Origin of the sequence: Kribbella sp. NPDC050820, assembly GCF_040653975.1 — a bacterium.
Taxonomy (GTDB): domain Bacteria; phylum Actinomycetota; class Actinomycetes; order Propionibacteriales; family Kribbellaceae; genus Kribbella.
The window spans coordinates 16,008-42,814 of sequence record NZ_JBFAHB010000022.1; the positions used below are offsets into that span (position 1 = coordinate 16,008).

The window sequence follows — 26,807 nt, forward strand, 5'->3', positions numbered from 1 at the left end:
TTTTGCGCTGCTCCCCCGCCTGGTTTCGATCCAGGTCTTCGAGATTCAAAGTCTCGCGGGCTGCCGAGTACCCCACGGGGGATCGTGGTCGCCGGGACAGTCTGCCATGGAGTGGGGTGAGCGACACGCTGTGGGGTTCCTTACCTACGGCTCCGTAGGTTACGGTGGCGTAGGTAAGCAGTCCTCCAGCTGAGGGAATTACGCCATGACTCCACCCGCCGTAGCCGCACCGGAGGCGCCCGAACGCGCCGCGCAGGCCGACGAGCTCGACGTGCACACCGGGACGCTCGGGGGTGAGCAGAAGCGCCCGTGGGAGCAGGTGGCGCTGGCGTTGTTCATCGGGATCCCGTTCCTCGCCGTGCTGGCCGCCGTACCGATCGCCTGGGGCGGGTTCCTGGGCTGGCGGGACGTGATCCTGGCCGTGGTGTTCTACACGGTCGCCGGGCACGGCATCTCGATCGGTTTCCACCGGCTGTTCACGCACAAGTCGTTCAAGCCGAACCGGCCGATGAAGTACGCGCTGGCGATCGCCGGTTCGCTGGCGATCGAGGGGCCGGTGATCCGCTGGGTGGCCGACCACCGCAAGCACCACAAGTTCTCCGACCGCGACGGCGACCCGCACAGCCCGTGGAAGTACGGCACCAGCCTCGGCGCGCTGACCAAGGGCTTCCTGCACGCACACATCGGCTGGCTGTTCGACACCGAGCAGACCCCGCAGCGGCAGTACGCGCCGGATCTGCTGAGGGACAAGGACATCGTCAAGGTGTCCCGGATGTTCCCACTGCTGGTGACGATCTCGCTGCTCGCGCCGGCGGTCATCGGCGGGCTGTGGTCGTGGTCGATCGAGGGCGCGCTGACCGCGTTCTTCTGGGCCAGCCTGGTCCGGATCGCGCTGCTGCACCACGTGACCTGGTCGATCAACTCGATCTGCCACACGATCGGCGACCGGCCGTTCAAGAGCCGGGACAAGTCCGGCAACGTGTGGTGGCTGGCGATCCTGAGCCAGGGCGAGTCGTGGCACAACCTGCACCACTCGGACCCGACCTGCGCGCGGCACGGCGTCCTCAAGGGACAGCTCGACACGTCCGCCCGGTGCATCTGGTTCTTCGAGAAGATGGGCTGGGTGAGCGATGTCCGCTGGCCGGTCAAGGAGCGTCTGGAGGCGCGCCGTGCCGATGCCACCACGCGTACTCTGAAAGCAGCCTGACCGTAAACCTCCGACTTGCAACACCGAAGTACGGCATGATGCTGACGTGATCTCGACGTGACGGAACCCAAACCGCGGCGGTCCGGCCGGATCCGGATGACGAGTGCCGAACGTCGCGAACAACTCATCACCATCGCCCGCGGCCTGTTCGCCCAGCGGGGGTACGAGGCGACGTCGGTGGAGGAGATCGCGGCGCGCGCCGAGGTCTCCAAGCCGGTCGTGTACGAGCACTTCGGTGGCAAGGAAGGCCTGTACGCCGTCGTCGTGGACCGCGAGGTCCGGGCGCTGCTCGACGGTGTCACCCAGTCGCTGACGGCCGGGCGCGCGCACGAGCTGGTCGAGCAGGCGGCGCTCGCGCTGCTGGACTACATCGAGAACAACTCCGACGGTTTCCGGATCCTGGTCCGGGACTCGCCGGTCGGGTCGTCCAGCGGCTCGTTCATCTCGATCCTGAGCGACGTCGGCACCCGGGTCGAGCACATCCTGGCCGAGGAGTTCAAGCGCCGCGGCCTGGACCCGAAGAACGCTCCGATGTACGCGCAGATGCTGGTCGGCATGGTCGCGCTCACCGGTCAGTGGTGGCTGGACGCCCGCAAGCCGAAGAAGCCGGACGTCGCCGCCCACCTGGTCAACCTCGCCTGGAACGGCCTGTCCGGCCTGGAAGCCAAGCCCACGCTCTCGACCCGGCCGCACAAGTAGACCCCGGCAGACACGTAGACCCCGGCAGGACAGGTAGACCCCGGCAGGACAGGTAGACCCCGGTAGGACAGGTAGACCCCGGTAGGACACGACATCCGCCCGTGGCATGACCACCCGGGCGGCGCTTCCCCGTACCCTGGCCCGCATGACGGGGATCCTGACCGCGCGGCCCGTGCCTGCCCGCAGCAAGGCGTTCGACCTGCTGCTGGCCGGCGCGATGTGCCTGATCCTGGGGTTCCTGGGCATCGCGCAGACGGGCTTCGAGGGCATCCTGGGCTTCGGCATGCTGGTTCCGCTGGTCTGGCGCCGCACCCATCCCGAAGTGGTCTTCTTCGGCGTCTGCGCGGTCGCCGTCCTGCAGTGGCTGTCCGGCACCCAGCTGATGCCGGCCAACTTCGGCCTGCTCGTCGCCCTCTACACGATCTCGGTGTATGGCGAGGTGCGGTACAGCCGGATCGCTCTCGGGGTCGGCGGCCTCGGCGTCCTGATGGCGGTCTCGCGCTACTGGTCGAACTCCGACTGGAAGCAGCAGGTCACGATGATGGTCGCCCTCGGCGCGCTCGTGTTCGGCGTCTGGGCGACCGGCGAACGGCGCCGTACCAGAGGCCTGTACGTCGCTCAGCTCGAAGATCGGGCCGCCCAGCTCGAACGGGATCGCGACCGCGAGGCCAAGCTGGCCGTCTCCAACGAGCGGACCCGGATCGCCCGGGAGATCCACGACGTGGTCGCGCACGGGCTGTCGATCATGATCGTCCAGGCCGACGGCGGCCTGTACGCCGCGGACCAGTCGCCGGAGCAGGCGAAGAAGGCGCTGGCCACGATCGGCGACACCGGCCGCGCGAGCCTGACCGAGATGCGCAAGATGCTCGGCCTGCTCAAGCAGGAGGAGCAGCTCGAGCTCGACCCGAACCAGCCCCGCCCGCAACCGGGTGTCTCCAGCCTGCCCGAGTTGATCGAGAACGTCCGTGAAGCCGGGCTCTCCGTCGACTACCAGGTGACCGGTGCGCCGCGGGACCTGCCCTCGGTGCTCGGCCTGACGGCGTACCGGATCGTCCAGGAGGGCCTGACCAACACGCTGAAACACGCCGGGCCGGGAGCCCGGACCTCCGTCGCGCTGGACTTCGGCCGCGAGATGCTGACCGTGGTGGTCACCGACGACGGCCGGGGCGCCGGGGTCGCGCCGAGCTCCGACCCGGGTCACGGCCTGGTGGGGATGCGGCAGCGAGCCTCGATCTCCGGCGGTACGGTGAACGCCGGCCCGAAGGCGGGTGGCGGTTACGAGGTGATCGCCAGGCTGCCGTACCACCTGCCCACTGGAGGAGAGCAGTGAATGACGACGTGATCAGGGTCTTCCTCGTGGACGACCAGGAACTCGTCAGAGCAGGTTTCACGATGCTGGTGGACTCCCAGGCGGACATGCGGGTGGTCGGCCAGGCCGGTGACGGCGGCGAGGCGATCGAGAAGATCCAGGTGACCGCCTGCGACGTCGTGCTGATGGACGTCCGGATGCCGCGGCTGGACGGGGTGGAGGCCACCCGCCGGCTCCAGTCGTTGCCGCAGGCTCCGAAGGTGATCGTGCTGACCACGTTCGACCTCGACGAGTACGCGTTCGCCGCGATCAAGGCCGGCGCGGCCGGCTTCCTGCTCAAGAACACACCGCCCGCCGACCTGCTGTCGGCGATCCGGCAGGTGCATTCCGGTGACGCCGTGGTCTCCCCCAGTACGACGAAACGCCTGCTGGAGCACTTCGCCGGGTCCCTTCCGGACGGCGAGGTGGAACGGCCGGACCTGGCCGAGCTGACCGCCCGGGAACGCGAGGTTCTGGTCGAGGTCGCCCGCGGTCTGTCGAACACCGAGATCGCCCAGCTCTTCACGTTGTCCGAGGCAACGGTCAAGACGCACATCGGCCGGATCCTGGCGAAGACCGGGCTCCGCGACCGGGTCGCCCTGGTCGTCCTCGGGTACGAGACCGGCCTGGTCCGGCCGAACAAGTAATACCCAGGTACTACGCCAACTGCAGTCCGCAGTCCGACGAGATCACCGGACGAAATCACTAACTTCTTGGCCAACGTCAGTTTTTGAGCCGAGGAGTGACATGAGTTTGCAGACCGGTCAGCTACCGGTGGGGCGGCTGCCGCAGGACGGCGCGCCGCGGACCGCGATCCGGGCGCACGAGCTGCGCAAGGTGTACGGGCAGGGCGACACGGCGGTCGCCGCGCTCGACGGCGTCTCGGTCGACTTCGGGGTCGGCCGGTTCACCGCGATCATGGGCCCGTCCGGGTCCGGCAAGTCGACGCTGATGCACTGCCTGGCCGGCCTGGACACCCCGACCGGCGGCCAGGTGCTGCTCGGCGAGACCGAGCTCACCCAGCTCCCGGACGCCGAGCTGACCCGGATCCGGCGGGACCGGGTCGGGTTCGTGTTCCAGTCCTTCAACCTGCTGCCGATGCTGTCCGCGAAGGACAACATCCTGCTTCCGCTCGAGCTCGGCAACCGCAAGCCCGACCAGCAGTGGCTGTCGACGCTGGTCGACGTACTCGGGCTGCAGGACCGGCTCACGCACCGGCCGTCGGAGCTGTCCGGCGGTCAGCAGCAGCGGGTCGCGGTGGCCCGCGCGCTGGTCGGGCGGCCCGAGGTCGTGTTCGCGGACGAGCCGACCGGCAACCTGGACTCCCGGTCCGGCGCGGAGGTGCTCGGCTTCCTGCGCCGCTCGGTCCGCGAGTTCGGCCAGACGGTGGTCATGGTGACCCACGACCCGCTGGCCGCGTCGTACGCCGACCGTGTCGTGATGCTTGCTGACGGCAAACTCGCCGGCGAGCTGCACGAGCCGACTCCGGAGACCGTGCTCGACGCGCTGCGGCAGCTGGGAGCCTGAGGTGCGACGCTCCATCCTCTCCTCGCTGCGCGCCCACCTGGGCCGCCTGGTCGCCGCCTGCCTGGCGATCGTGCTCGGAGTCGGTTTCGGCACCCTCGCACTGACCGCGCACGCCTCCGCGTCGAACGGCATCGACGAGTCGATCGGCGCGCAGTACCGCGGGGTCGACACGATGGTCTACCCGGAGAACGCGCAGATCACCCCGGCCGACGTGCCCAAGCTCCAGAAGCTCCCGCAGGCCGACTCGGTCGTCGCATTTACCACGGCGTACATGACGGCTGCCTTCCCGGACCTGGTCCGGCCCGACGGCCTCGCCGTCGAGGCCCTGTACGACACCACCCGGATCGCCGGCCCGGGTACGTCGTCCGGCCGCCTGCCGACCGCCACGAACGAGATCGCCCTGCCGGCCAAGCTGGCCGCCAAGCACCAGGTCGCGATCGGCCAGACGCTGCGACTGAACGCCTACACCGGCAAGTCCTTCACCGTCACCGTCGTGGGTCTGCTCGACGACTCGAAGGCGATCGGTTCGGCGTCCGCAGTGGCGACCGCGGCCGCGGTGAAGACCTTCGAGCCGGATGCCTTCATCCAGTCGGTCGGGCTCGCCGCCAAGCCCGGCGTCAGCCCGGCGACCCTCGCCTCGGCCGCGCAGGGCGTCGTCTCGAGCGACCTGAAGGTGTTCACCGGCGAGGCCTGGATCGACCACGAGGTGAAGAGCTACACGAACGGCATCGACGTGCTCGGCGGGGTGTTCGGCATGTTCGCCGTGATCGCGCTGTTCGTCGCCTGCCTGGTGATCAGCAACACCTTCACCATCGTGATCGCCCAGCGGACGCGGGAGATGGCGTTGCTGCGCTGCGTCGGCGCGTCCCGCAAGCAGGTGTTCTCGTCCGTCCTCGCCGAGGCGTCCGTGGTCGGGGTGATCGCGTCCGCGATCGGTGTCGTCTTCGGCGTCGCACTGTCCGCGCTCGCCCTCACCCTGGCCCGTGAGTTCGACTGGGGCCTCCCGCCGATCGCACTCCACCTCGACGTGTGGTCGGTGCTCATCCCGCTCGCGCTCGGCACCGTGGCAACCGTCCTCGCGGCCGTCGTACCGGCTCGGCGGGCGACCAAGGTGGCTCCGCTGGCCGCGCTTCGGCCCGAGGTCGCCCCGGTCGCCGCGTCGAAGGCCGGCGTCGTGCGGCTGATCCTCGGCTTCCTGCTGCTGGCCGGCGGCGGGCTGTTGCTGGCCGTCGGCGCGTCCGGTCACCAGGTGCTGGTCGGTGTCGCGGGCGGTGTGCTCTCGTTCCTCGGCGTACTGGCCATCGGTTCGCTGCTGGTCCCGGCGTTGATCCGGCTGATCGGCGCGCTGCCCGCCAAGGGCGGCGGAGTTCCGGCCCGGATCGCCGTCGCGAACGCGATTCGGAATCCGAAGCGTACGGCTGCCACGACGTCGGCGCTATTGATCGGCGTCACGCTGATCAGCCTCACCTGTGTCGGGATCGCGTCGGTGCGGAAGACGTTCGACGTGTCGATGGACGGCCAGTACCCGGTCGACATCATCGTGACCGCGTACAACGAGAAGATGCCGGCCGGCGCCGAGCAGCAGCTGCGCGACATCAAGGGCGTCACCCAGGTCGTCCCGGTCAGCAAGGTGATGGCGAAGACCGCCGGCCAGGAACTCCCGGTGACCGGGATCGACCAGGCCGCGGCCGGATCCGTCATCCACAACCCGTCGCTGGCCGCGCGGCTCGAGCCGGGCACCGCCCTGCTGGACTCGCCGACGATGACCATGCTCGACCTGAAGGACGGCGCGCCGCTGACCATCGTGGCTGCCGGGCAGAAGCTGACGCTGACGGCGTACCGGGCGACCGGGCTGGATCCGATCACAGTCACGTCGACGGACCTCCGCAAACTGGCGCCCGCGGCGCAGGTCACCGGCTTCTGGCTGGCGTCCGACCCGAAGGCCGACGGGTCGGCGGTCATCGACTCGGTGGAGCAGTCCATCCCGACGGTCAAGGAGCTCGGGGTCGAGGGCGGCCTGGCCGAGCGGAACAGCTACACCCAGGTCTTCGACGTCCTGCTGCTTGTCGGAGTCGGGCTGCTCGGGGTGTCCGTGCTGATCGCGCTGGTAGGGGTCGGCAACACGCTCAGCCTGTCGGTGCTCGAACGGACCCGGGAGAACGCGTTGCTGCGGGCGATGGGCCTGACCCGCCGCCAGTTGCGCAGCATGCTCGCGGTCGAGTCGTTGCTGATGGCACTGGTCGCGGCAGGCCTCGGGATCGCGCTCGGCCTGATCTATGGCTGGACCGGCACCAGTGCGTTGATGGGCGGCCAGACCGTCGACGGCAGCGTGGAGTACGCCGTACCCGTGAGCCTGCTGGTGATCATTGCCGCAGTCGCCGCCGTGGCCGGCCTGCTCGCCTCGGTCCTCCCGGCTCGCCGGGCCGCCAAGGTGGCGCCCGCCGGAGCCCTGGCGACCGAGTAGCTCAGACGATCTCCACCCTGTTCCCGTGGCCGTCGGCGGTATGGAACCGCCGGCGGCCCGGGATCGTCTCGTTGTCCCAGGACACCGGATAGCCGAGCTTCTCGAGCTTCTCGGCCAAGCCGTCGAGGTCGTCGACCGCCAGTGCCGGATGCGCCTTCTTCGCCGGCTGGAAGTCCTGCTCGACCCCGATGTGCACCTCCGCCGCGCCCGCTCGGAACCAGCAGCCGCCGCGAGCCTGCAGCAACGGCGGCTTCTCCACCTCGGTCATCCCCAGCGCGTCCCGGTAGAAGGCCCGCGCGACGTCCTCCCCACCGGGCGGACAGGACACCTGCACATGATCGAGCCGCATCAGGCCTCCTTCTTCTGCGCGACCGCGAAGATCCGGCGGAACGGCAGCAGCGTCCCGTAGTCCTTCTGCTGGTACACATCCGCCAGCCGGGCGCCGTACTCGTCCTCGAACCGCTGCCGCATGTCATCCGGCAGCGACTGCAGCACCGGCCGCGCACCCGTCCCCTTCACCCACTCCAGTACGGCGTTGTCGCCCTGCAGCAGGTGGTAGTACGTCGTCTCCCACGCGTCGACGACACACCCCTCGGCCGTGAGCGCATCGACGTACGTGTCCGGGCCGGGGACCTCCGCCCGCAGCGACGCGTTCTTCGCGTACTGCGCATAGGGCTCGGAGGCGGCCAGATCGCGCAGGATCGAGTGCGACGGGGCGTTGCCGTTGCCGGGGATCTGGATCGCCAGCCAGCCGCCCGGCCGCAGCGCCTTGACGAAGCCGGGCAGCAGGTCGAGCTGCTCCGGGATCCATTGCAGGACCGCGTTGGTGACGATGACGTCCAGCGAGCCGGGCTCGGCGGTCCACTCGAGCAGGTCGCCGATCTCGAAGGTAAGCTTGTCGTCGGCGTACTTCTGCGCCGCCTCGATCATCTCGGGTGAGCTGTCGATCCCGCGGATGGTGGCCTCCGGCCACAGCTCCCGCAAGGTGACGGTCAGGTTGCCCGGACCGCAGCCGAGGTCGGCGACCGTTCGGACGGTGTCGGCGCGCACCCGGCCGACCAGGTCGGCGAACGGGCGGCCGCGCTCCTCGGCGTAGGTGCCGTACTGGCGCGGGCTCCAGACCGGTGACGTTCGCATGCTGCCGCCTCTCCCAGGATTTATCTTGATGTCGAGATACTCTAAACCTGGAAGTTGTCTTGATGTCAAGAGTCTTGATGGCGTAATCTCGACAGCATGGAAGACGAGGTCGATCGGCTGCTCGAGGCCTGGCGCCGGGAGCGCCCCGACCTCGACGTCGCGCCGATGGAGGTGCTGTCCCGGGTCAGCCGGCTCGCGCGGCACCTGGACCGCGCGCGCAGCCAGGCGTTCTCGACACACGGCCTGGAGTCCTGGGAGTTCGACGTCCTCGCGGCGCTGCGGCGGGCGGGAGCGCCGTACCAGCTGTCCCCCGGCAAGCTGCTGAAGGAAACCCTGGTCACCTCGGGCACGATGACGAACCGGGTCGACCGGCTCACGGCTCGCGGCCTGGTCGAGCGGCTTCCCGACCCGGCCGACCGGCGCGGGGTCCTGGTGCAGCTGACCGACGCCGGACGCGACGCCGTCGACGCCGCGATGGCCGACCTGCTGACCCACGAGCGGCAGTTGCTGGGGTCGATCAGCGACCGCGACCAGGCGAAGATCGCGCGGGTCCTGCGCGAACTGGTCCGGCCGTTCGACCTCGAAAAGCACTGAATTTTCCAAGGCTCGGACAAACCCGCCGGAATTCGGCCGGAATTATCCGAAAAGACGACCCGTCACTTCACCCCGGTTCCGATCGTTGCTAGTTGCAACGAGATCGTGAGACTGCTGTAGCGGTCGACTATCGACACTGAGTGATCGACCGCACTAGGGTCCTCACTGTCGGTGGTTGGTTGACCACGAAACGTCAAGAATATGGTGACTTCGGCGGCAAGAGGTGGTCCGCCGAAAGTGGCCGCGCGGTGTCCGGGGCTCGGGGCCCGAACAACGCCGGCCGGCACGGGGCCCGCTCACCCGGAGGCGCGGCGCGCCCTCCGAATCACAGGGGATCGGAGGGTGCGCCGCGACTCAGTTCTGTTTTCACACGTTTTCCACAGGCGCGCGCTGCATATTACTCACCGGTCGTGGTCGTGCTTCGGTTCACAACCTCGGGAATACGATCAAATGCGGCCGCAGCTCATTCAGCGCGTTCGGCGGCGTCGAACCAGGCGGTTTCGAGTTCGGCGCGTTCCTCGGCCAGTTTGCGCAACTCGGTGTCCAGTTCGGCCAGCCGCTCGTAGTTGCTGGCGTTGGTGGCCAGCTGGTCGTGCAGCTTCGCCTCGGTCTCGGTCAGCTTGGCGAGCTGGCGCTCGATCCGGTTCAGCTCCTTCTTCGCCGCCCGGGCCGCTGCCGCGTCAACCACCGGCTCGGCCGCTGCGAGCTTCGCGTCCACGACTGGGCTTTCGCTGACCGTCGTACGGCGGGGAGCGGCCTCGCCGAGCTCGTCGATGTACTGGTCGACGCCACGCGGCAGGTGCCGGACCCGGCCGTCGCCCATGATCGCGTAGACCATGTCGCTGACCCGCTCCAGGAAGTAGCGGTCGTGCGTCACCGTGACGACCACGCCCGGCCAGCTGTCCAGGAAGTCCTCCAGGACCGTCAGCGTCTCGACGTCGAGGTCGTTGGTCGGCTCGTCGAGGATCAGCACGTTCGGCTCGTCGAGCAGGATGCGCAGCAGTTGCAGCCGCCGGCGTTCACCACCGGACAGGTCGGAGATCCGCGTGGTCAGCTTGTCGCCGCTGAACCCGAACCGCTCCAGCAACTGCGACGACGTCAGCTCACCGCCGCGTCCGGCGAGTGCCGCCGTACGGCGGATGGCGGTGATGTGCTCCAGGACGGTCGCCGTACTGTCGATCTCCTCGAGGTTCTGCGTCAGGCTGGCGACGCGGACCGTCTTGCCCTGCTTCACCACGCCGCGGTCCGGCGCGAGCTGGCCGGTGAGGACCCTGAGGAACGTCGTCTTGCCGGCGCCGTTCGGGCCGAGCAGGCCGATCCGGTCGGCCGGGCCCAGGCGGAACGTGACGTGGTCGAGCATGACGCGGTCGCCGAAGCTCAGGCTGACGTCCTCGGCGTCGAACACGTCCTTGCCGAGCCGCGCGGTCGCCAACTGCGACAGGGCGAGCTTGTCGCGCGGGGGTGGCTCGTTCTCGATCAGGGCGTTGGCGGCGTCGATCCGGAACTTGGGCTTGCTGGTCCGGGCCGGTGCGCCGCGACGCAGCCAGGCCAGCTCCTTCTTCAGGAGGTTCTGCCGCTTGGTCTCGGTGACCTGGGCCGTCCGGGCACGCTCCGCCTTGGCGAGGACGTAGGCGGCGTACCCACCGTCGTACGACGTGACGCGGCCGCCCTGGACCTCCCAGGTGTCGGTGCAGACAGCGTCGAGGAACCAGCGGTCGTGGGTGACGACGAGCAGGGCCCCGGCCCGGTCGACCACGTGCTTGGCGAGCCAGTCGACGGCCTCGATGTCGAGGTGGTTGGTCGGCTCGTCGAGGATCAGCAGGTCGACCTCGGTGAGGAGGAGCCGGGCCAGTGACGCGCGTCGGCGTTCACCACCGCTCAGGGTGCCGACCAGCGCTTGGTGGTCGACTCCGCCGAGCAGGTGCTCCATCACCGAGCGCGCCCGCGGATCGGCCGCCCACGTGTAGGTCTCGGCGTTGCCGAGCACCGCGTGCAGGACCGTGTGCTGGGGGTCGAGGTCGTCGGTCTGGCCGAGGTACCCGAGCCGGACGTCGCGGTTGTGGACGATCCGGCCGCTGTCCGGCTCCTCCCGCCGGGCCAGGAGCTGGAGCAGCGTCGACTTGCCGTCGCCGTTGCGCCCGACCACGCCGACCCGCTCACCCCGGCCGATGCCGAGGCTCACAGTGTCGAGGAGTGTCCGAGTCCCGAAGCCCTTGGAAACAGCTTCCAGATTGACCAAGTTAGGTGCCGCCATATCGCGGACCAGAGTATCCGACGCCTGCGCGCGTGCCAGGATCGTCCACGTGCTGACTCGATCCTGGCTGGACGGCCTCGACCTGGGCGACCCGGTTTCCTGCGATCCGCTGGACGGCGGAGTCGCCAACAAGACCTACCGGGTGCGTACGACGCTCGGCCGGTCGGCGATCGTGAAGACCCACGACGATCCGCCGCCGCGGCTGTACGAGCTCGAGGCCGACGGGCTGAACGCACTGCGGGTACCTGGCGGGTTCGCCGTACCTGAGGTGCTGCGGGTGGCCGCGGACTTCCTCGTGCTCTCGGATCTCGGCAGCGCTGCGCTGGCGGACCAGTCGCCGGACTTCTGGCGGGACGCCGGCCACCGCCTGGCGATTCAGCACCAGCAGACGTCGGACAAGTTCGGCTATCACCAGGACAACTACCTGGGGCTACTCCCTCAGCGGAACCCGTGCACCTCCGACGGCCACGCCTTCTTCGCAGAACACCGCCTGCTGCGCTTCCTGGAAGTCCCGCGCTGCTACAACGCCCTCCCCGCGACCGACCGCCACCGCCTGGAGCGCGTCGCCAGCCGTCTCCCCGACCTGATCCCGGACCAGCCCGCGTCCCTCCTCCACGGCGACCTGTGGCACGGCAACCTCCTCCCGGGTCCTGCCCTGATCGACCCGGCGGTCTACTACGGCTGGCCCGAAGCCGAGCTCTCCATGCTCGACGGCTGCGGCAACATCCCCGACACCTTCTACACCGCCTACGAAGAGCTCCACCCCCTCACTGAAGGCTGGCAAGCCCGCCTCCCCCTCCTCCACCTCCGAGAACACCTAGCCGTCCTCGCCCACTTCGGCAACACCGGAGAAGCCCTGACCAAGATCCAACAGACTCTCGACCACTTCAGCTGAGGCCTCAGGACTGGTTGAGGTGGAGGAGGTATTGCTTTTGGTTTAGGGGGTTGCCGTCGGTTCGGGGGCGGGTGGGGGTTGGGGAGGGGGCGGGGGTGTAGGTGGTGGTTGTGGGAGTGAGGATGCCTTCGCCGTGGGTGGCGCCGGGGAGGTGGGTTTCGAAGGTGTGGGTGGTGGCGGCGGGGAGGGTGCCGGTGAGGTGGGCGGTCTGGTCGGAGAGGGTGGTCTGGTCCACGACGGCTCGGGATTCGGCGAGCAGGGCGAGGACTCGGGAGATCGAGTCGGGTGGGATGTCGAGCTCGAAGTGCTGGACGGGTTCGAGGACCGTGGTGCCGGCCTCGGCGATGGCCTGCATGAGGACCAGTGGCACCAGGCGGCGGAAGTCGGCGGCGACGGTGTCCACGGACGAGTAGCCGGTGTGGGTGACGGCGACCTCCAGGTCGGGAATCTCCCAGCCGTACAGGCCCTGCTGGACCGTCAGCCGGACGGTCTCCTCGATCGCGGTGTGGAAGGCCCGCGGTAGCGCGCCGAGCTCGGACTCGACCCGGTAGTCCACACCAGCCTCCCCCGGCGACACCCGGAAGCCGACAGTCGCTGCCCACAGGTTGTCAGGGGCACCCATTTCCCGGTACGCCGTTCCGACGCCGGTCAGCCGCTCGACATGGATCGGCGTGGTCTCGCTGAAGTCGACGGCCACGCCGTACTCGGACTCCAGCAGCGACGCGATCACCTCCTTCTGCACCTCGCCGTACAGGCTGACCGTGATGTCGTCGGCCTTGCGGACGCGGATCAGCGGGTCCTGCTCGGCGAGCTGGGTCAGCGCCTGGAAGAGTTTCATCCGGTCCCGCGCCCGGACGACCGTCTCGAGCGTCGGCGGCGCGAACAACTGCCCGAGCCCGTCACCCCGGACGCCGAGCTGGTCGCCGATCCGGACCTCCTTGAGCCCCCGCAACGCGACGATCTGCCCGGCCTCGGCCCGCTCGACCTGATGGCGAGAGCCGCGCGCGAATACCTCGACCGCGCTCGGCCGGACCTGGTACGACGTACCTGCCGCCGGGTGCACGTCGAGGTACGAACGCGCCGACAACGTCCCGGCGTACACCCGCGCGGAGGCGACCTTCTGCCCGGCCGCACCACGCTCGACCTTGAAAACCCTTGCAGACAAGGCATCTCCGGCGGCAGGAGTTGCCCGCGGCAACCAGGCCCGGATGCCGCCGATCAGCTCTTGCACGCCGACGCCGGTCATCGCGGACCCGAAGTACACCGGATGGACCCAGGCCGCACCCACCTGCCGTCGCAGCTCGGCGGCATAGTCGTCAGCCGCCAACTCGTCGTCGAGGTAGCGCGCCAGGAAGTCATCGTTGCGCTCAGCAAGTAGCTCGGCAACAGCCTTGTTCATCGAAGGGGCCGGCTCGAAGCGTGCTGCGCGAGTGCCGAGATCCGCGACCGATCCCATCGGCACACAGGCAGGCGTCAGCAACCGCGCGATGTCCGCCAGCAAGTCGTCGTACCGGGCTCCGAGCCGGTCGATCTTGTTCACGAACAGCAGGGTGGGGATGCCGAGGCGCTGCAGCGTACGCATCAGGAGCCGGGTCTGCACCTGCACACCCTCCACCGCGGAGATCACCAGTACGGCGCCGTCGAGCACCGACAGCGCGCGTTCGACCTCGGCGATGAAGTCCGAGTGTCCCGGCGTGTCGATCAGGTTGACGGTCAGGTCGCCCAGCTCGAACGACACTACCGCGGAGCGGATCGTGATGCCGCGGCGGCGTTCGAGGTCCATCGAGTCGGTCTGGGTGTTCCCGTCGTCGACCCGGCCGACCCGGTCGATCACACCGGCGGCGTGCAGCAGCCGCTCGGTCAGGCTGGTCTTACCGGCGTCGACATGCGCCACAATGCCCATCGTCAGAGAGTTCAAGGGTCCTCGCGAATGCGTCGAAGTGATTCGTCCTGTCGAGGTCGAACACCGTGCGGCGCATCCCGTTCTCCGATCACGAGGCATTCCAAGGGGCAAACGCTTGGATGCTAACGCCGCCCCGATGCGGCCGCGACCGATTTTCCCGACTCAAACACTCGCTTGCCGGACGGGTCCCTCGGCAGGAGCCGCCGCATGACCACTGGCGTGACCGTCGTGATCCATCCGCGCGCCCTGGCCCACCAACTCCTCAGCGGTTGACCGGGGGCGGATCTCAGGCCTTGAGGAGCGGTACGTCGTACTGATGCATGAGCTCGTCGCGGGTCACCAGGGTCAGTCGCTCCGTGAGCGCCTGGGCGATCAGCATGCGATCGATCGGATCCCGGTGCACAGCCGGCAGGCGTCCGGCGAGCTCTGCGTGCTGGAACCGGATCGGCAACTCGCTCAACCCGCTGTGTTGGAGCAAGTCGGTCAGATCGGCTGGGATCTCGAGCTTGCCCAGCGCGGTCTTGACCGAGAGCTCCCAGACGGTTGCCGCGCTGACGTGCACCTCGAGCTCGGAGTCGATCCGGTCCTTGAGGTCGTCGGAGAGCTCTGGACTGTCTTCGAGCCACCAGAGCAAGACGTGAGTGTCCAACAGGAGCCTGGCGGACGTAGCAGTCACGACTAGAGGCCGAAGTCGCGCGCGATGGCTTCGTTGGTCTCGGCCGAATCCCAGTCGTCAGCCCGGTGGATCCGGCCGGCGAGCGACCCGCGACCTGCCCGCCGCACAGTCGTCGGCAGCGGAACGACCTTGGCAACCGGACGTCCGGCACGGCTGATGATGACCTCTTCGCCGTGCTCGACACGATCGATGATCCGCGAGAGTTGGGGTCTTCGCCTCGTGGATGTTGAACTGCGCCGCCGGGTCGCCCATCAGCCCTCCTTAGTCCACTTAGCTAAGCGTACCGCGCTCAGCGGTTGACGGGGGCGGGGAGGATTCGGGCGCCGGGGACCGGGCCTTCGGCTTGGCGGACCATGCGGCAGAGGCCGGACTCGGCGAGCTCGACGGCCAGGTCGACGGCGCTGCGGCTGTCGGCGGCCAGGAAGAGGCAGGTGGGGCCGGAGCCGGAGACCAGCGCGGCCAGCGCGCCCTGGTCGAGGCCGAACTGCAGGGTTTCGCCGAGCTGAGGGCGCAGCGACAGGGCCGCCACCTGGAGATCGTTGCTGAGAGCAACCGCGAGTGCGCCGGGCTGACCGGACAACAGCGCCGAGAGGAGCTCCGGACGGACCTGGGGCGCCTCGACCCGGCGAAGCGGGCGCAGCCGGTCCAGTTCGCCGTACACGGCCGGTGTGGACAGGCCGCCGTCGGCGATCGCGAAGACCCAGTGGAAGGTCCCGCGCGACATCACCTCGGTGACCTGCTCGCCGCGACCGCGACCGAGCGCGGTGTGACCGACCAGGCAGAACGGTACGTCGCTGCCCAGGTCGCCGGCGAGATGCTGCAGCTCGGTCTGGGACAGCTGCAGCCCCCACAGCCGGTTGCACGCGACCAGAGTCGCTGCCGCGTCAGTCGAACCGCCCGCCATGCCGCCCGCGACCGGGATGGTCTTGCGGATGGTCAGGTCGACGCCTTCCTCGACGTCGTACTCCGCCTGCAGCAGGCGGGCCGCCTTGACCGCGAGGTTGGTCTCGTCCGTCGGCACGTCGGCCGCGAAGTCCCCGAGCACCTCGACCGAGATCGACGAGTCGTCGTCCCGCAGCACCGCGGTGACGTCGTCGTACAGGGCGACGGCCTGGTAGACCGTGGCGACGGGGTGGAACCCGTCCGGGCGCGGCGGACCGACCGACAGACCGAGATTGATCTTGGCCGGCGCTCGCACCGTGACCTCAGCAGAAGGTGGCACTCGCACAGGCTAGTGCCTCGCGGCGTCCGCCAAAGCCGCGAACTCGGTGATGCCGAGCATCTCTCCGCGGAGCTTCGGGTCGATCCCGGTACGGCGGAACACCTCGTCGAGCTGCTCGCGGTCCGGCAGCCAGCGTGCCAGCGCGGACCGGATCGTCTTCCGGCGCTGCGAGAACGCCGCCTCGATGACCGCGAACACCTCCTCGCGACTCGCTGCCGTGGCAGGCGGTTCGCGGCGCTCGAAGGCGACCAGGCCCGAGTCGACGTTCGGCGCCGGCCAGAAGACGTTCCGCCCGATCGGACCGGCCCGGCGGACCTCGGCGTACCAGGCCGCCTTCGCGGACGGCACGCCGTACGTGCGCGAACCCGGCCCGGCCGCGAGCCGGTCGGCGACCTCCGACTGGACCATCACGAGGCCGTGCCGAAGGGAGTCGGAGACCTCGAGGAGGTGCAGCAGTACCGGTACGGCGACGTTGTACGGCAGGTTCGCCACGCACGCGGTCGGCGTGCCGATCTGGTCCGGGCCGACCGTCATCGCGTCAGCCTCGATCACCGTGAACGCACTGGCCTGACCCGGCGCGTACGACGCGATCGTCGACGGCAGCGCGGACGCGAGCAGGGGGTCGATCTCGACCGCGGTGACCTTGTGCCCCTCGGCCAGCAGCGCCAGGGTCAGCGACCCGAGCCCGGGGCCGACCTCGAGCACCGTCTCGCCGGGGGCCAGCGCAGCGGCCCTGACGATCCGGCGGACCGTGTTCGGGTCGATGACGAAGTTCTGGCCGCGCTGCTTGGTCGGGCGGACCCCGAGCGACGCGGCCAGTGAACGCACATCAGCCGGACCGAGAAGCCTCGGTCCGGCTGATGTGGATGAATCAGCGCTGCTCACACAGCACAGTCTTGCACTACGCCCGCTGGCCGCAGACCGGCCAGTCGCCGTAGCCGCCCCGCGCCGCCCGGACCTTCTCGGCGATCGCGATCTGCTGCGCCTTGCTGGCCAGGTGGGCGTTCTCCGCGTAGGCGTCACCGCCGTACGCGACCCAGGTCTGGTGGCTGAACTGCAGGCCGCCGTAGTACCCGTTGCCGGTGTTCGTGGCCCAGTTGCCGCCCGACTCGCACTCGGCGATCCGGTCCCACGCGCTCGTGTCGCCGATCGGCGGGTCGGTGTCGGTGGTCGGCTCCTCGGGCTTCGGCTTGGTGCCGACGGTGACCTTGGCGTCGACCGGGGCGGTGACGACCTTGCTCGAGACCACCTTGGTGGCCGACAGTTTGCCGTCCAGGTAGGTGTACAGGAACGTGATCGACTTCTCGCCCGCCTTGCCGGCGGCGGTGGTCTTCTTCGTCCCCACGAGCAGGGTGGCCGACTCGGTCTCGTCGGTGCCGAACGCGATCGCCTCGGTCTTGGTGACCTTCTTCTGGTCGACCTTGACGTAACCGACCTTGTTGACGCCGGGCTTGAGCGCGGTGGCGGCGGCCGGGCTGATCCGGTCGTCCTGGTCCCACACGATCTTCGCCGCGGTCAGGGCCTCACCGACGGTCCCGGCCATCGACTTGATGGTCGCGACCTTGCCCTGCCGCACGATCTGCACGGTCTTCGGGGTCTGGACCACGAGACTCAGCCCCTCGCGCCCGATCGGCGCGCTCCGGCTGGTCGAGAACACGGCCGCGGTGTCGTACCGCAGGCCCAGGTCCGCCAGCGCCTCGTTGACGCTGTCGGCGGTGGTCCAGAAGGTCTTCTTGGTGCCGTCCGCGGTGACGGTCAGCTGGCGACCGTACTGCACCGCGATCTCTTGGCCGTCCTTCAGCTTCGCGTCCAGGCCCGGCGCCACGACATCATGCTCGCCGACCTGAACCTTCTCGGCCTTGAGGGCGTCCGCCACGGTGGAGCCGAAGGTGTGAACCTTCTGCACCTGGCCGTCGACGGAAAGACTGACCGTCTTGCTCTTGCTGGCATATGCCACGGAGCCGCCCGCGACGGCAAACGCAGCCGTCGCACCGACGGCCACGATGATGGACTTACGCACTAACGCTCCCAGGTAGGGCTACCCGGGCACGGGGCAGGACAGCACTGGCACCGACCGCGTGCTCCAGACTGGAGGGCTGGCATCACGATGAACGCCGAGGGGCGTGCTGCCCGGAACCTTCCCCGATCCCGGCCAACATCACGGGACCATAACGAAGAAGTCGCGGAAGTGCCAATCCCCTCGTCGGCGAGTCGCAAAAAGGTGTAATGGAGCGATCACGCCTCGTGACGGCCCCAGTGCCCCCGATGAACGACTTCCGCCGTACTCCGGCGCCCTCGTTTGAGCGACGGCGACCGCTTGTCCGGGGCCCGGTAGCCGACCGACAGCAGGCCGATCAGGTCGAACCCGTCCGGCACCCCGAACTCCTGGTAGAGCTTGCCCACCTTGTCCGCGGGAGGCCCGAAAAAGCACGCTCCCAGGCCCTCGTCGACGACGGTCTGCAGCATCAGCAGCACGGCCATCCCGGTGTCGACGTACCAGTACGGCGCCGTCCAGCGGGACTCGTCGCGGTCGGTCCAGCCCTTGTCCGGCTCGGTGTAGCGGTCGAGGTACGCGTCCTTGTGCGCGAAGGCCAGGATCAGCAGCGGCGCGCGGCGCAGGCCTGTGATCCATTCCACATACTTGTCGTCGACCTCCTCGGCCGCGATTCCCCAGTACCGCTCGCGGTCGGCGCCCTCCAGCGTCAGGAACGCCCAGCCCTGGCTGAACCCGCCGGACGGCGCGTGCAACCCGTTCTCCAGGATGCGCTCCCGGACCTCCGCCGGCACCGGCCGATCGGCGTCGTAGTTACGCACCATCCGGCGCCGCCGGACTACCTCACTGAACTCCATGGGGCACTGTCTACCAGCCGCGCCAACAGGTACGCCTCGGTCCCGGCCAGCCCGACCGAGCAGAACACGACGGTCCGGCCCGACGCCGTACCCGTCAGCACCTCGCCCAAGCCGATCAGGCGGTCGTGCTGCGGGGTGCCGGCGAGTATGAAGGGCGGGTCGTACGCATGGGTCTGGGCGACCGAGTCCGTCACCACAAGGTCCGCCCGGTCGATCAGGTCCGGACCGAACTCGGCCCGCCCGACCACCTTCGGCCCGAGCGTGGTCACGAAGGTGCCCGGCGCAATCCACTCGGACTCGATCACGGGCACCGGGCTACTGGTCGCGAGTACGACGAGATCCCGGTCCTCAACCGCTTCTCGGGCCGATCCGACAGCCGTCGCGGGCAGCCCTAGTTCCTCGGAAACCCTTGCAGCAAAGGCGTTCCGGCGACCGATGTCGCGACTGAAGACGGCGACGGACGCGAGCGGGCGCACCGCGGAGATCGCCCAGAGTTGGGTCCAGGCCTGGGTGCCGGTGCCGACCAAGCCGAGTGTGGTCGCGTCCTTCCGGGCCAGCGCGTCGACCGCGACGCCGCCGATCGCCCCGACCCGGCGCGGACCGAGCTCGTTGCCCACAGCAACACCTCGGACGGCGCCGGAGTGCCAGTCGTGTACGACGACCAACTGGCTGCCCGGGTCGGTGTCGAAGGTGTCGTACGAGCGGTAGCCGTACCACTCCCCTGTCAGCGCGCCGGTGGTGAAGATCAGGTTCCCGTCGCCGAGCTCGGCGTACACGCGCGGCGGCGTGTGCAGCCGGCCCTCGTGCGCGGCGAGGATCGCCTCCCGCATCCACGCGACTGCGTCGGCCGCAGACAGGTGCTCACGAATGTCCGCATCCGTGACGACCCTCACCAGGCGCCGCCGAAGACCTTGTTCGCGTTGGTGTTCAGGGCGTCGCAGAGCTCGGGGACCGAGATGTTCAGGACGCCGGCCATCTTCCGGACGGTGTGCGGGATCAGGTACGACGCGTTCGGCTGGCCGCGGTGCGGTGACGGGGTCAGGTACGGCGCGTCCGTCTCGACCAGCACGTGGTCGAGTGGGGTCACGGCGAGCGCGTCCCGGAGCGACTGGGCGTTCTTGAACGTGACCACGCCGGCGAAGCTCAGGAACGCGCCGCGGTTCACGCACTCGCGGGCGAACTCGGTGTCGCCGGAGAAGCAGTGCATGATCAACCGGTCCGGCACGCCCTCGCGATCGAGGATCTTCAGGATGTCGTCGTGCGCGTCCCGGTCGTGGATCATCAGCGCCTTGTCCAGGCGCTTCGCCATGTCGATGTGCGCGGCGAACGACTCGTGCTGCGCGGCGCGCCCGTCCTCGCCGGTGCGGAAGTAGTCCAGCCCGGTCTCGCCGATCACCCGGACCTTGTCCGAGCTCTTCGCCAGCCGCTCGATCTCGGCGAGCGCGCTGTCCAGCTCACCGACGGCCTTCAGCTTGGGGGCCTCGTTCGGGTGCAGCGCGACGCCGGCGACGACGTTCTTGTACTGCTGCGCTGCCTCGACCGCCCACAGCGCGCCCGGCAGGTCGCAGCCGACCTGGACGATCCGGGTGACCCCGACCGACGACGCCAGCTTGATCGCCTCGGCCGGGCTCAGCCAGGCCCCGTCCTCGCCGTCGGCGATGTCCAGATGACAGTGCGCGTCGACCACACTCATCGGCAACGGATCAGGCACCGCCGGCCGGCTCCGATCCCGGGACCGCCCGTCCTCCCCCACCGAGGCCCGCTCCCGAGTCGGCCGCCCAACCTCCACACCATCACCAGACATACGCCCAAGGTTACTGACTACTTCTCGGCCGATTCCTTGACCTTGGCTACCAGCATCTCCCACATGCCTTGGGAGTGGGTGGCCTCTTCTTCGGTGGAGTTGTTGTCTTGGGTCAGGGACAGGTGGGTCGACGTGCCGTGGTCGTCGAGCTGGTAGGTGAGGGTGTGGTAGTTCTCGGGGACGTCCGGTTGCCCGCTCATCGGGCTGTAGTGGGTCACCTTCAGCAGGCGGCCGGGGTCGACCTCGAGGATCTCGCCCTTGTCCTCGTACGCCTTGCCCTCGAACTCACCGCTCCAGGTGACCGGGCTGCCCGGCTTCCAGTCCGTCTTCACGTCGGCCCCGAACCAGATCGCCTTCAGCTGATCCGGATCGGTCAGCACCTCCCACACCCGTGCGGGCGAGGCCTCGATATCGGTCTCCGCCGTGGCCAGGAAGTTCGCCATCGTCCTCAACTCCTTTCTCCCCCGACCGTACGACGCCCCCGCCTTACGCGCTTGTAGAAAAGCGTCAACCGAGTCGCGCAAGCTCCTCGTCCACCACCTCGGGCGCGAGCTTGGTGAAGATCGGAGTGGGTGAGCGCACAGGAGTGCCTGGTACGACGGGCTCCTGCACCCAGCGTGGTTGGGCCGAGTAGTCTCCCGTGATGATCGGGTACGGCGCACCGCCGTCGAGATCCTCCACCTCGTGAATCTCCGGCTGCGGCAGGAAGGCACCAACACCGCCAAGCGCCTCGTGGACGCGTTGCGCCGAGTGCGGTAGGAACGGCGCGAGCAGGCGGTTGCTGTCGGCCACCACCTGCGCGGCAACATGTAGGATCGTGCCCTTGCGCGCCGGATCGGACTCCTTCCAGGGCGCCTGCTGGGACAGGTACTGATTGGCCTCGGAAGCGTTCCGCATCGCCTCACCGATCCCGAGCCTCAGCCGCTGGTGCCGCAGGTGCTCGCCGACCGTCCCGAACGCCTCCTTGCTGGCGGCAAGCAGTGCGCGGTCGGCCGGCGTGAGGTCACCGGCCGACGGGATCGCGCCGAAGTTCTTCGCGATCATCGACGCGGTCCGGTTCACCAGGTTGCCCCAAGTGCTGACCAGCTCGTCGTTGTTCCGGCGGACGAACTCGGCCCAGGTGAAGTCGGTGTCCTGCGTCTCCGGCCCGGCCACCGAGATGAAGTACCGCAGCGCGTCCGGACCGTACCGTTCGAGCACGTCGCGGACGTAGATCACCACCGACCGCGACGACGAGAACTTCCGGCCTTCCATGGTGAGGAACTCGCTGCTCACCACCTCGGTCGGCAGGTTCAGTACGCCGTACTCGCCGGGCGACGCGTTGTGGCCGAGCAGCTCGGCCGGCCAGATCTGGGCGTGGAAGGTGATGTTGTCCTTGCCCATGAAGTAGTACGACTGCGCGTCGGGATCGCACCACCACTGGCGCCACGCGTCCGGGTCGCCGGACCGCCGCGCCCACTCGATGCTCGCGGACAGGTAGCCGATGACGGCGTCGAACCACACGTACAGCCGCTTGTTCGGGTTGTCCTCCCAGCCGGGCAGCGGGACCGGGATCCCCCAGTCGATGTCGCGGGTCATCGCGCGCGGCCGGACGTCGTCGAGCAGGTTGGTCGCGAACTTCAGCACGTTCGGCCGCCAGCCGGTCCGGGTCTGCAACCAGGAGCCGAGCGCGTCGGCCAGGGCCGGGAGATCGAGGAAGAAGTGCTCGGTCTCGACGAACACCGGTGTCTCGCCGTTGATCCGGCTGCGCGGGCTGCGCAGGTCGATCGCGTCGAGCTGGTTGCCGCAGTTGTCACACTGGTCGCCGCGCGCGGCGCCGTACCCGCAGATCGGGCAGGTGCCCTCGATGTAGCGGTCCGGCAGGGTGCGTCCGGTGGACGGCGAGATCGCGCCCATCGTGGTCTTCGGGACCAGGTATCCGTTGCGGTGAACGACTCTGAACAGCTCCTGCGCGACCGCGTAGTGGTTGCGGGTGGTGGTCCGGGTGAACAGGTCGTACGACAGGCCGAGCCCCTGCAGGTCCTCGACGATCACCCGGTTGTACCGATCGGCGAGCTCCTGCGGGCTGACACCTTCCCGCTCGGCCTCCACCAGGATCGGCGTCCCGTGCTCGTCGGTCCCCGACACCATCAGCACGTCATGACCGGCCATCCGCAGGTACCGGCTGAACACGTCGGACGGAACCCCGAAGCCGGAGACGTGGCCGATGTGCCTGGGCCCGTTCGCATACGGCCAGGCCACGGCAGACAAGATGCTGGTCATCTGCCGACTGTAGGAGTCCAGACGACTGCAGGACCAGGTGTTTACAGTAGCCGGGCGGCGCGGTTGCGGAGGTAACGCTGCTCCGGGGCGCTCGTGGTGCGCTTCGCGGCTTCGATGTAGGCCTCCTGGGCCGCCGGCAGGTCACCCGACTGCTCGAGCAGATGTGCACGGACGGCGGCCAACCGGTGATGGTCCGCGATCTTCGGGTCCGCGGCCAGCTCGTCGAGGAGCTGGAGGCCGGCGGACGGGCCGCGCAGCATCGCCACCGCGACCGCCGAGTTCAGCCGGACCATCGGATCGGCGGAGATCCGGACCAGGACGTCGTACAGCGCGACGATCTGCCGCCAGTCGGTGTCGGCGAACCGGTCGGCCTCGGCATGTACGGCGGCGATGGCGCCCTGCAACTGGTACGGCCCGGGACGGCGTCGCGGCAGCACCTCCTCGAGCAGACCGATGCCGTCGGCAATCATGGCCCGGTCCCACAGCGTCCGGTCCTGCTCGGCCAGCGGGATCAGGTCGCCGGTCGGACCGGTTCGCGCCGTACGGCGGGCGTGGGTGAGCAGCATCAGCGCCAGCAGGCCGCCGACCTCCGGCTCGGACGGCAGCTTCGCCCAGAGCATTCGGGTCAGCCGGATCGCCTCCGATGCGAGCTCGACCCGTTGCAGGTCCGCACCCGACGAGGCGGCGTACCCCTCGTTGAAGATCAGGTAGAGCACTTGCATCACGACGTCGAGCCGGTACCGGCGCTCCGGTCCCTCGGGGAGGCGGAATCTCGCTCCCGACTGCTGAATGCGCTGCTTCGCCCGGCTGATCCGCTGGCCGACGGTGGTCTCGGGGAGCAGCAGGGCACGGGCGATCTCGGCAGTGGTGAGGCCGCCGACCGCTCGGAGCGTGAGCGTCAGCTGGCTGGCCGGCTGCACATCCGGATGGCAGCACAGGAACATGATCACCAGCGTGTCGTCCTGGTCAGCGACCCTTCCGCCGCTGTCAGCGGGCGAGCCGAGGAGGTCCTCGGGCAGTCGCCTGGTGGCGTCCAACTGCTCCCGGCGCCGTCTGGACTGCTCGCTCCGCAACAGGTCGGTCATCCGCCGTACTGCGACAGTCGTCAGCCAGGCTGCCGGGTTCGGCGGAATGCCGTCGGCCGGCCACCCGGTCGCCGCGGCGAGCAGGGCTTCCTGGACCGCGTCCTCGGCGACGTCGAACCGGCCGAACCGGCGGGTGACCGCAGCGAGGACCCGCGGCGCGTGTTCACGCAGCAGGTCCTCGATGCGGACAGGCTCGGCCGGGTCCGGTTCCACGGTCACATCTCCTGGCCGCCCTGCTCCATCACCGGCCGGAGCTCGACCCGAGTCTGGACCAGGGCCGAGAACCGGGCCGCCAGCTCGACCGCGCGGTCGTGCGACGCGACGTCGATGATCCCGAAGCCGGCCAGCACCTCTTTGGCCTCGGCGTACGGACCGTCCGAGGCGACCGGGCGGCCGTCGGAGATCTCGATCGTCATCGTGTGCGAGGGATCGGCCAGCCCGTAGCCGGTGACGAGCTCGCCGTTCGCGGCCAGCTCGCCGTAGAACTCCCCCATCGCCTGGAAGTGCGCGTCGATCTGCTCCTGGGACCAGCTGGCCTCGCGGCCGCCGAGGCCCAGCGTGTCCCAGGCCGACTCGTCCCCGAAGGTCATGATCATGTACTTCATCGGTCGTCACCGTCCTTGCGCGTCATGGTCGACTCGTAGCCGCCCCCCGGCCACTGCCAGGCGCCGGTGTTGACGGTGAAGTCGGCGTCGAACTCGCCCACGAACCTGGCCGGCGAGCCCGGGCTGCCGAACCAGATCGTCAGCGTGCTGCCGGCCAGCTCGTAGGTGTACTCCAGGATCTTGCCGTTAGTGCCGAAGAAATGGGAACGGAGCATATCGCTGTCGGGGTCCAGGCCGATGTACTCGACTCCCCGGCCGCCCTCGTCGCCGAGGTCGACCCGCTGGACGATGAAGTTGCCGCCGTCGAACCACTCGTAGCTGACGGTTCCGCTGTGGCCGGGACCGCTGACGTTCCAGTGGCCGATGAGCGGTGCAAGGACCTGCAGGGCCTCGGCCGGTGAGCGGTCGGTGGCGGGAGTGTTCTCGGGCATGGGAGTTCTCCTGACCTGTGAGCCGGGGCCGTCAGCGGCGGACGAAGTGGACGAGGGCGGCGAGTTGCCCGCGGCGGCTGGCGGCGACGACGCCCGCCAGGACTCCGAAGGCCAGCGGCATGACCGGGGCGATGCCCAGCACGAAGACATTGGTGACGACCGCACCAGCCATCAGGGCGACCAGCCCGGTGGCAGCCAGGCCGGTCAGCCGGGGAACCAGCAGGCCGACGCCACCGGCGATCTCCAGGATGCCGACCAGCAGCCGGAGCCACTGCCCCGCGCCGATGTCGTCGAACATCGTCACCATCTGGTCGCTGCCGAGCAGCTTGCTTGCTCCACCGGCGACGAACTGCGCCGCCAAGGCCACCTGGATGACCACTACGGCCACCTTCCGGGCTCGCGCCGCACGACCGGCGGTCGCGGGGCGGGCGGTCGGCCGGATGTCGATCTGCGTCATGGTCTTGCTCCGATTCTCGAGGTGTGGACTTCACCCCGTCATCGGAGCCGCCCGGCTGTTCTCGACAGCCGGGCGGAGATTCCCCGAAGTTTCTGATCAGGCGCCCTACGGCAGTACGACGACCTTTCCCTGGGCGTGGCCGGACTCGCTCAGGTCCTGGGCCTTGGCTGCGTCGGCGAGGGCGAAGGTCTCGGCGATGCGGACGCGGAGGGCGCCGTCGGCGGCTGCCTCGAGCTGGGCCGACAGAGCGGCCGCGATCTCCTCCGGCGTGGCCGTGGCGGCCATCGATCCCGCGACGCCGAGCTCACCGGCGTTCATCGCGGCGATGGTGACGATCCGGTCGGTGCCGCCGCGGAGCTCGATCGACTCCTCCAGTCCGCCCTGACCGGCGGCGTCGAACACCGCGTCGACTCCCTGCGGCGCCGCCTCCCGGACCCGGTCGAGCAGGCCCTCGCCGTACGCGACGGGGATCGCGCCGAGCTCCCGCAGGAACGGGTGGTTGGCGGGCGACGCCGTACCGACGACAGTCACGCCGGCCGCCTTGGCGAGCTGGACGGCGATCGAGCCCACAGCACCGGCGGCGCCGTGCAGGAGCAGGGTCTCGCCTTCCTTCACGTTCAGCTCGTCCAGGACGCGCTGCGCCGTCTCGCCCGCGACCGGCAGGCCGACCGCCTGCTCCCAGCTCACCCCGGCCGGCTTGCGTACGACGTTGCCGACGATCGCGTACTCGGCGTACGCCCCGGTCTTGGCCCAGCCGACCACCTCGTCACCGACCGCGAAACCCGCACCCTCGCCGGCCTCGTCGACCACCCCGGCGACCTCGAGGCCCGGCGTGGCCGGGAAGGTCACGTCGATGAACCCCTGGGTCCAGCCGCGGCGGATCTTGAAGTCGATCGGGTTCACACCGGCGGCCCGCACCAGGACCCGCACCTCGCCCGGACCGGCGTGCGGCTCGGCCACATCCTGGGTCCGCAGCACCTCAGGACCGCCGAACTCCTCGAACACCACCGCTTGCATATCCTGCCTCCATCGATTGGTTGATGCTTCAATCGATGGTCGCCGTCCGGCGCCGGATCCGTACTGGCCGTTCGGACAGTTGTGCACCCGTCCGATGGCCAGGAGGCGTCGATCCCCGGAATCTGGATACCGTGGGCACGTGTCCCTGACTCTGAGCGACGTCGACGTGTTCGAGGCTTCCAGGCCCCGGCTGGGCGCGATCGCCTACCGCCTGCTCGGTTCGGCGAGCGAGGCCGAGGACGCCGTTCAGGAGACGTTCCTGCGCTGGCGGGCCGCCGACCGCGAGCGGATCGAGGAGGGCCTCATCCAGTACGTCACCGCGGACGACCGGGCGGTGAACCTCTCGTTGCGGGGCCGCGCGGCAGCTGTG

At 69.2% G+C, this 26,807-nt stretch carries 27 protein-coding genes and 1 pseudogene; 9 read left to right on the forward strand and 19 right to left on the reverse strand.

The features are described from left to right. Positions 1-205: 205 nt before the first annotated feature. From AB0H36_RS20430 to AB0H36_RS20455, 6 genes are all read left to right on the forward strand, one after another. The gene (locus AB0H36_RS20430; RefSeq protein WP_360525270.1) at positions 206-1,207 is read left to right on the forward strand and encodes an acyl-CoA desaturase; all 1,002 of its coding nucleotides are present in this window, start codon (positions 206-208) and stop codon (positions 1,205-1,207) included. Positions 1,208-1,264: 57 nt separating this feature from the next. Beyond that, entirely contained in the window at positions 1,265-1,906 is a 642-nt protein-coding gene (locus AB0H36_RS20435; RefSeq protein WP_360525273.1) for a TetR/AcrR family transcriptional regulator, read from the forward strand. Between the two features lie 145 nt (positions 1,907-2,051). Continuing rightward, positions 2,052-3,236 carry a sensor histidine kinase gene (locus AB0H36_RS20440; protein WP_360525276.1) on the forward strand — a complete coding sequence of 395 codons (1,185 nt, stop codon included), beginning with the start codon at positions 2,052-2,054 and terminating at the stop codon, positions 3,234-3,236. Further along, a complete protein-coding gene (locus AB0H36_RS20445; protein WP_360525279.1) occupies positions 3,233-3,901 on the forward strand; it encodes a response regulator transcription factor in 669 nt (222 codons plus the stop codon). The genes AB0H36_RS20440 and AB0H36_RS20445 overlap by 4 nt, the downstream gene beginning before the upstream one ends. 100 nt (positions 3,902-4,001) lie before the next feature. After that, the gene (locus AB0H36_RS20450; RefSeq protein WP_360525282.1) at positions 4,002-4,781 is read left to right on the forward strand and encodes an ABC transporter ATP-binding protein; all 780 of its coding nucleotides are present in this window, start codon (positions 4,002-4,004) and stop codon (positions 4,779-4,781) included. 1 nt (position 4,782) lies between these two features. Beyond that, positions 4,783-7,245, forward strand: a complete 2,463-nt coding sequence (locus tag AB0H36_RS20455) for an FtsX-like permease family protein (protein WP_360525284.1) — start codon at positions 4,783-4,785, stop codon at positions 7,243-7,245. A 1-nt stretch (position 7,246) separates the two neighbouring features. On the opposite strand, the gene AB0H36_RS20460 is transcribed toward AB0H36_RS20455, so the two are convergent. Both AB0H36_RS20460 and AB0H36_RS20465 read right to left on the reverse strand, forming a co-directional pair. Then, positions 7,247-7,594: a VOC family protein gene (locus tag AB0H36_RS20460; protein WP_360525287.1), complete on the reverse strand. Its 348-nt coding sequence runs from the start codon at positions 7,592-7,594 to the stop codon at positions 7,247-7,249. After that, the gene (locus AB0H36_RS20465; protein ID WP_360525290.1) at positions 7,594-8,382 is read right to left on the reverse strand and encodes a methyltransferase domain-containing protein; all 789 of its coding nucleotides are present in this window, start codon (positions 8,380-8,382) and stop codon (positions 7,594-7,596) included. Before AB0H36_RS20465 ends, AB0H36_RS20460 begins: the two co-directional genes overlap by 1 nt. A gap of 96 nt (positions 8,383-8,478) precedes the next feature. On the opposite strand from AB0H36_RS20465, the gene AB0H36_RS20470 reads away from it, so the two are divergent. Continuing rightward, positions 8,479-8,976 (forward strand): MarR family transcriptional regulator, encoded by a 498-nt coding sequence (locus tag AB0H36_RS20470; RefSeq protein ID WP_360525293.1) that lies wholly within the window; start codon positions 8,479-8,481, stop codon positions 8,974-8,976. Positions 8,977-9,439: 463 nt separating this feature from the next. Here AB0H36_RS20470 and AB0H36_RS20475 read toward each other — a convergent pair whose 3' ends face one another. Continuing rightward, entirely contained in the window at positions 9,440-11,230 is a 1,791-nt protein-coding gene (locus AB0H36_RS20475; protein ID WP_360525296.1) for an ABC-F family ATP-binding cassette domain-containing protein, read from the reverse strand. A 49-nt stretch (positions 11,231-11,279) separates the two neighbouring features. On the opposite strand from AB0H36_RS20475, the gene AB0H36_RS20480 reads away from it, so the two are divergent. Beyond that, positions 11,280-12,125 (forward strand): fructosamine kinase family protein, encoded by an 846-nt coding sequence (locus tag AB0H36_RS20480; RefSeq protein WP_360525299.1) that lies wholly within the window; start codon positions 11,280-11,282, stop codon positions 12,123-12,125. A 4-nt stretch (positions 12,126-12,129) separates the two neighbouring features. On the opposite strand, the gene AB0H36_RS20485 is transcribed toward AB0H36_RS20480, so the two are convergent. The 16 genes from AB0H36_RS20485 to AB0H36_RS20560 form a co-directional block, all read right to left on the reverse strand. Beyond that, on the reverse strand, positions 12,130-14,028 hold the full coding sequence (locus AB0H36_RS20485) for a translation factor GTPase family protein (protein WP_360525302.1): 1,899 nt from the start codon (positions 14,026-14,028) through the stop codon (positions 12,130-12,132). Between the two features lie 286 nt (positions 14,029-14,314). Then, positions 14,315-14,704, reverse strand: a complete 390-nt coding sequence (locus AB0H36_RS20490) for a type II toxin-antitoxin system VapC family toxin (RefSeq protein ID WP_360525304.1) — start codon at positions 14,702-14,704, stop codon at positions 14,315-14,317. A gap of 2 nt (positions 14,705-14,706) precedes the next feature. After that, complete coding sequence (locus AB0H36_RS20495; protein ID WP_360525518.1) at positions 14,707-14,898, reverse strand: type II toxin-antitoxin system prevent-host-death family antitoxin; 192 nt, start codon at positions 14,896-14,898, stop codon at positions 14,707-14,709. Between the two features lie 95 nt (positions 14,899-14,993). Further along, on the reverse strand, positions 14,994-15,932 hold the full coding sequence (locus AB0H36_RS20500) for a 4-(cytidine 5'-diphospho)-2-C-methyl-D-erythritol kinase (protein ID WP_360525308.1): 939 nt from the start codon (positions 15,930-15,932) through the stop codon (positions 14,994-14,996). Between the two features lie 3 nt (positions 15,933-15,935). After that, on the reverse strand, positions 15,936-16,754 hold the full coding sequence (gene rsmA / locus AB0H36_RS20505; protein WP_360525311.1) for a 16S rRNA (adenine(1518)-N(6)/adenine(1519)-N(6))-dimethyltransferase RsmA: 819 nt from the start codon (positions 16,752-16,754) through the stop codon (positions 15,936-15,938). Positions 16,755-16,827: 73 nt separating this feature from the next. Beyond that, positions 16,828-17,946, reverse strand: a complete 1,119-nt coding sequence (locus AB0H36_RS20510) for a ubiquitin-like domain-containing protein (protein ID WP_360525314.1) — start codon at positions 17,944-17,946, stop codon at positions 16,828-16,830. 215 nt (positions 17,947-18,161) lie between these two features. Then, entirely contained in the window at positions 18,162-18,776 is a 615-nt protein-coding gene (locus tag AB0H36_RS20515) for a nitroreductase family protein (RefSeq protein WP_360525317.1), read from the reverse strand. Continuing rightward, positions 18,758-19,669, reverse strand: coding sequence for a hypothetical protein (locus AB0H36_RS20520; RefSeq protein WP_360525320.1), 912 nt, complete (start codon positions 19,667-19,669; stop codon positions 18,758-18,760). The genes AB0H36_RS20515 and AB0H36_RS20520 overlap by 19 nt, the downstream gene beginning before the upstream one ends. After that, positions 19,666-20,580 carry a TatD family hydrolase gene (locus tag AB0H36_RS20525; RefSeq protein WP_360525323.1) on the reverse strand — a complete coding sequence of 305 codons (915 nt, stop codon included), beginning with the start codon at positions 20,578-20,580 and terminating at the stop codon, positions 19,666-19,668. Before AB0H36_RS20525 ends, AB0H36_RS20520 begins: the two co-directional genes overlap by 4 nt. Positions 20,581-20,597: 17 nt before the next feature. Beyond that, on the reverse strand, positions 20,598-21,023 hold the full coding sequence (locus tag AB0H36_RS20530) for an SRPBCC domain-containing protein (protein WP_360525326.1): 426 nt from the start codon (positions 21,021-21,023) through the stop codon (positions 20,598-20,600). Between the two features lie 64 nt (positions 21,024-21,087). Beyond that, positions 21,088-22,842, reverse strand: coding sequence for a methionine--tRNA ligase (gene metG / locus AB0H36_RS20535; protein WP_360525329.1), 1,755 nt, complete (start codon positions 22,840-22,842; stop codon positions 21,088-21,090). 41 nt (positions 22,843-22,883) lie between these two features. Next, complete coding sequence (locus AB0H36_RS20540; protein WP_360525332.1) at positions 22,884-24,146, reverse strand: sigma-70 family RNA polymerase sigma factor; 1,263 nt, start codon at positions 24,144-24,146, stop codon at positions 22,884-22,886. Next, a complete protein-coding gene (locus AB0H36_RS20545; RefSeq protein ID WP_360525335.1) occupies positions 24,143-24,532 on the reverse strand; it encodes a YciI family protein in 390 nt (129 codons plus the stop codon). Before AB0H36_RS20545 ends, AB0H36_RS20540 begins: the two co-directional genes overlap by 4 nt. After that, positions 24,529-24,963: a hypothetical protein gene (locus AB0H36_RS20550; protein WP_360525338.1), complete on the reverse strand. Its 435-nt coding sequence runs from the start codon at positions 24,961-24,963 to the stop codon at positions 24,529-24,531. Before AB0H36_RS20550 ends, AB0H36_RS20545 begins: the two co-directional genes overlap by 4 nt. Positions 24,964-24,994: 31 nt before the next feature. Then, positions 24,995-25,420 carry a DoxX family protein gene (locus tag AB0H36_RS20555; protein ID WP_360525341.1) on the reverse strand — a complete coding sequence of 142 codons (426 nt, stop codon included), beginning with the start codon at positions 25,418-25,420 and terminating at the stop codon, positions 24,995-24,997. Between the two features lie 105 nt (positions 25,421-25,525). Further along, positions 25,526-26,437, reverse strand: coding sequence for an NADP-dependent oxidoreductase (locus AB0H36_RS20560; RefSeq protein ID WP_360525344.1), 912 nt, complete (start codon positions 26,435-26,437; stop codon positions 25,526-25,528). Positions 26,438-26,531: 94 nt separating this feature from the next. On the opposite strand from AB0H36_RS20560, the pseudogene AB0H36_RS20565 reads away from it, so the two are divergent. Continuing rightward, a pseudogene (locus AB0H36_RS20565) lies at positions 26,532-26,720 on the forward strand (sigma factor); the annotation flags it as partial. Between the last annotated feature and the right edge of the window lie 87 nt (positions 26,721-26,807).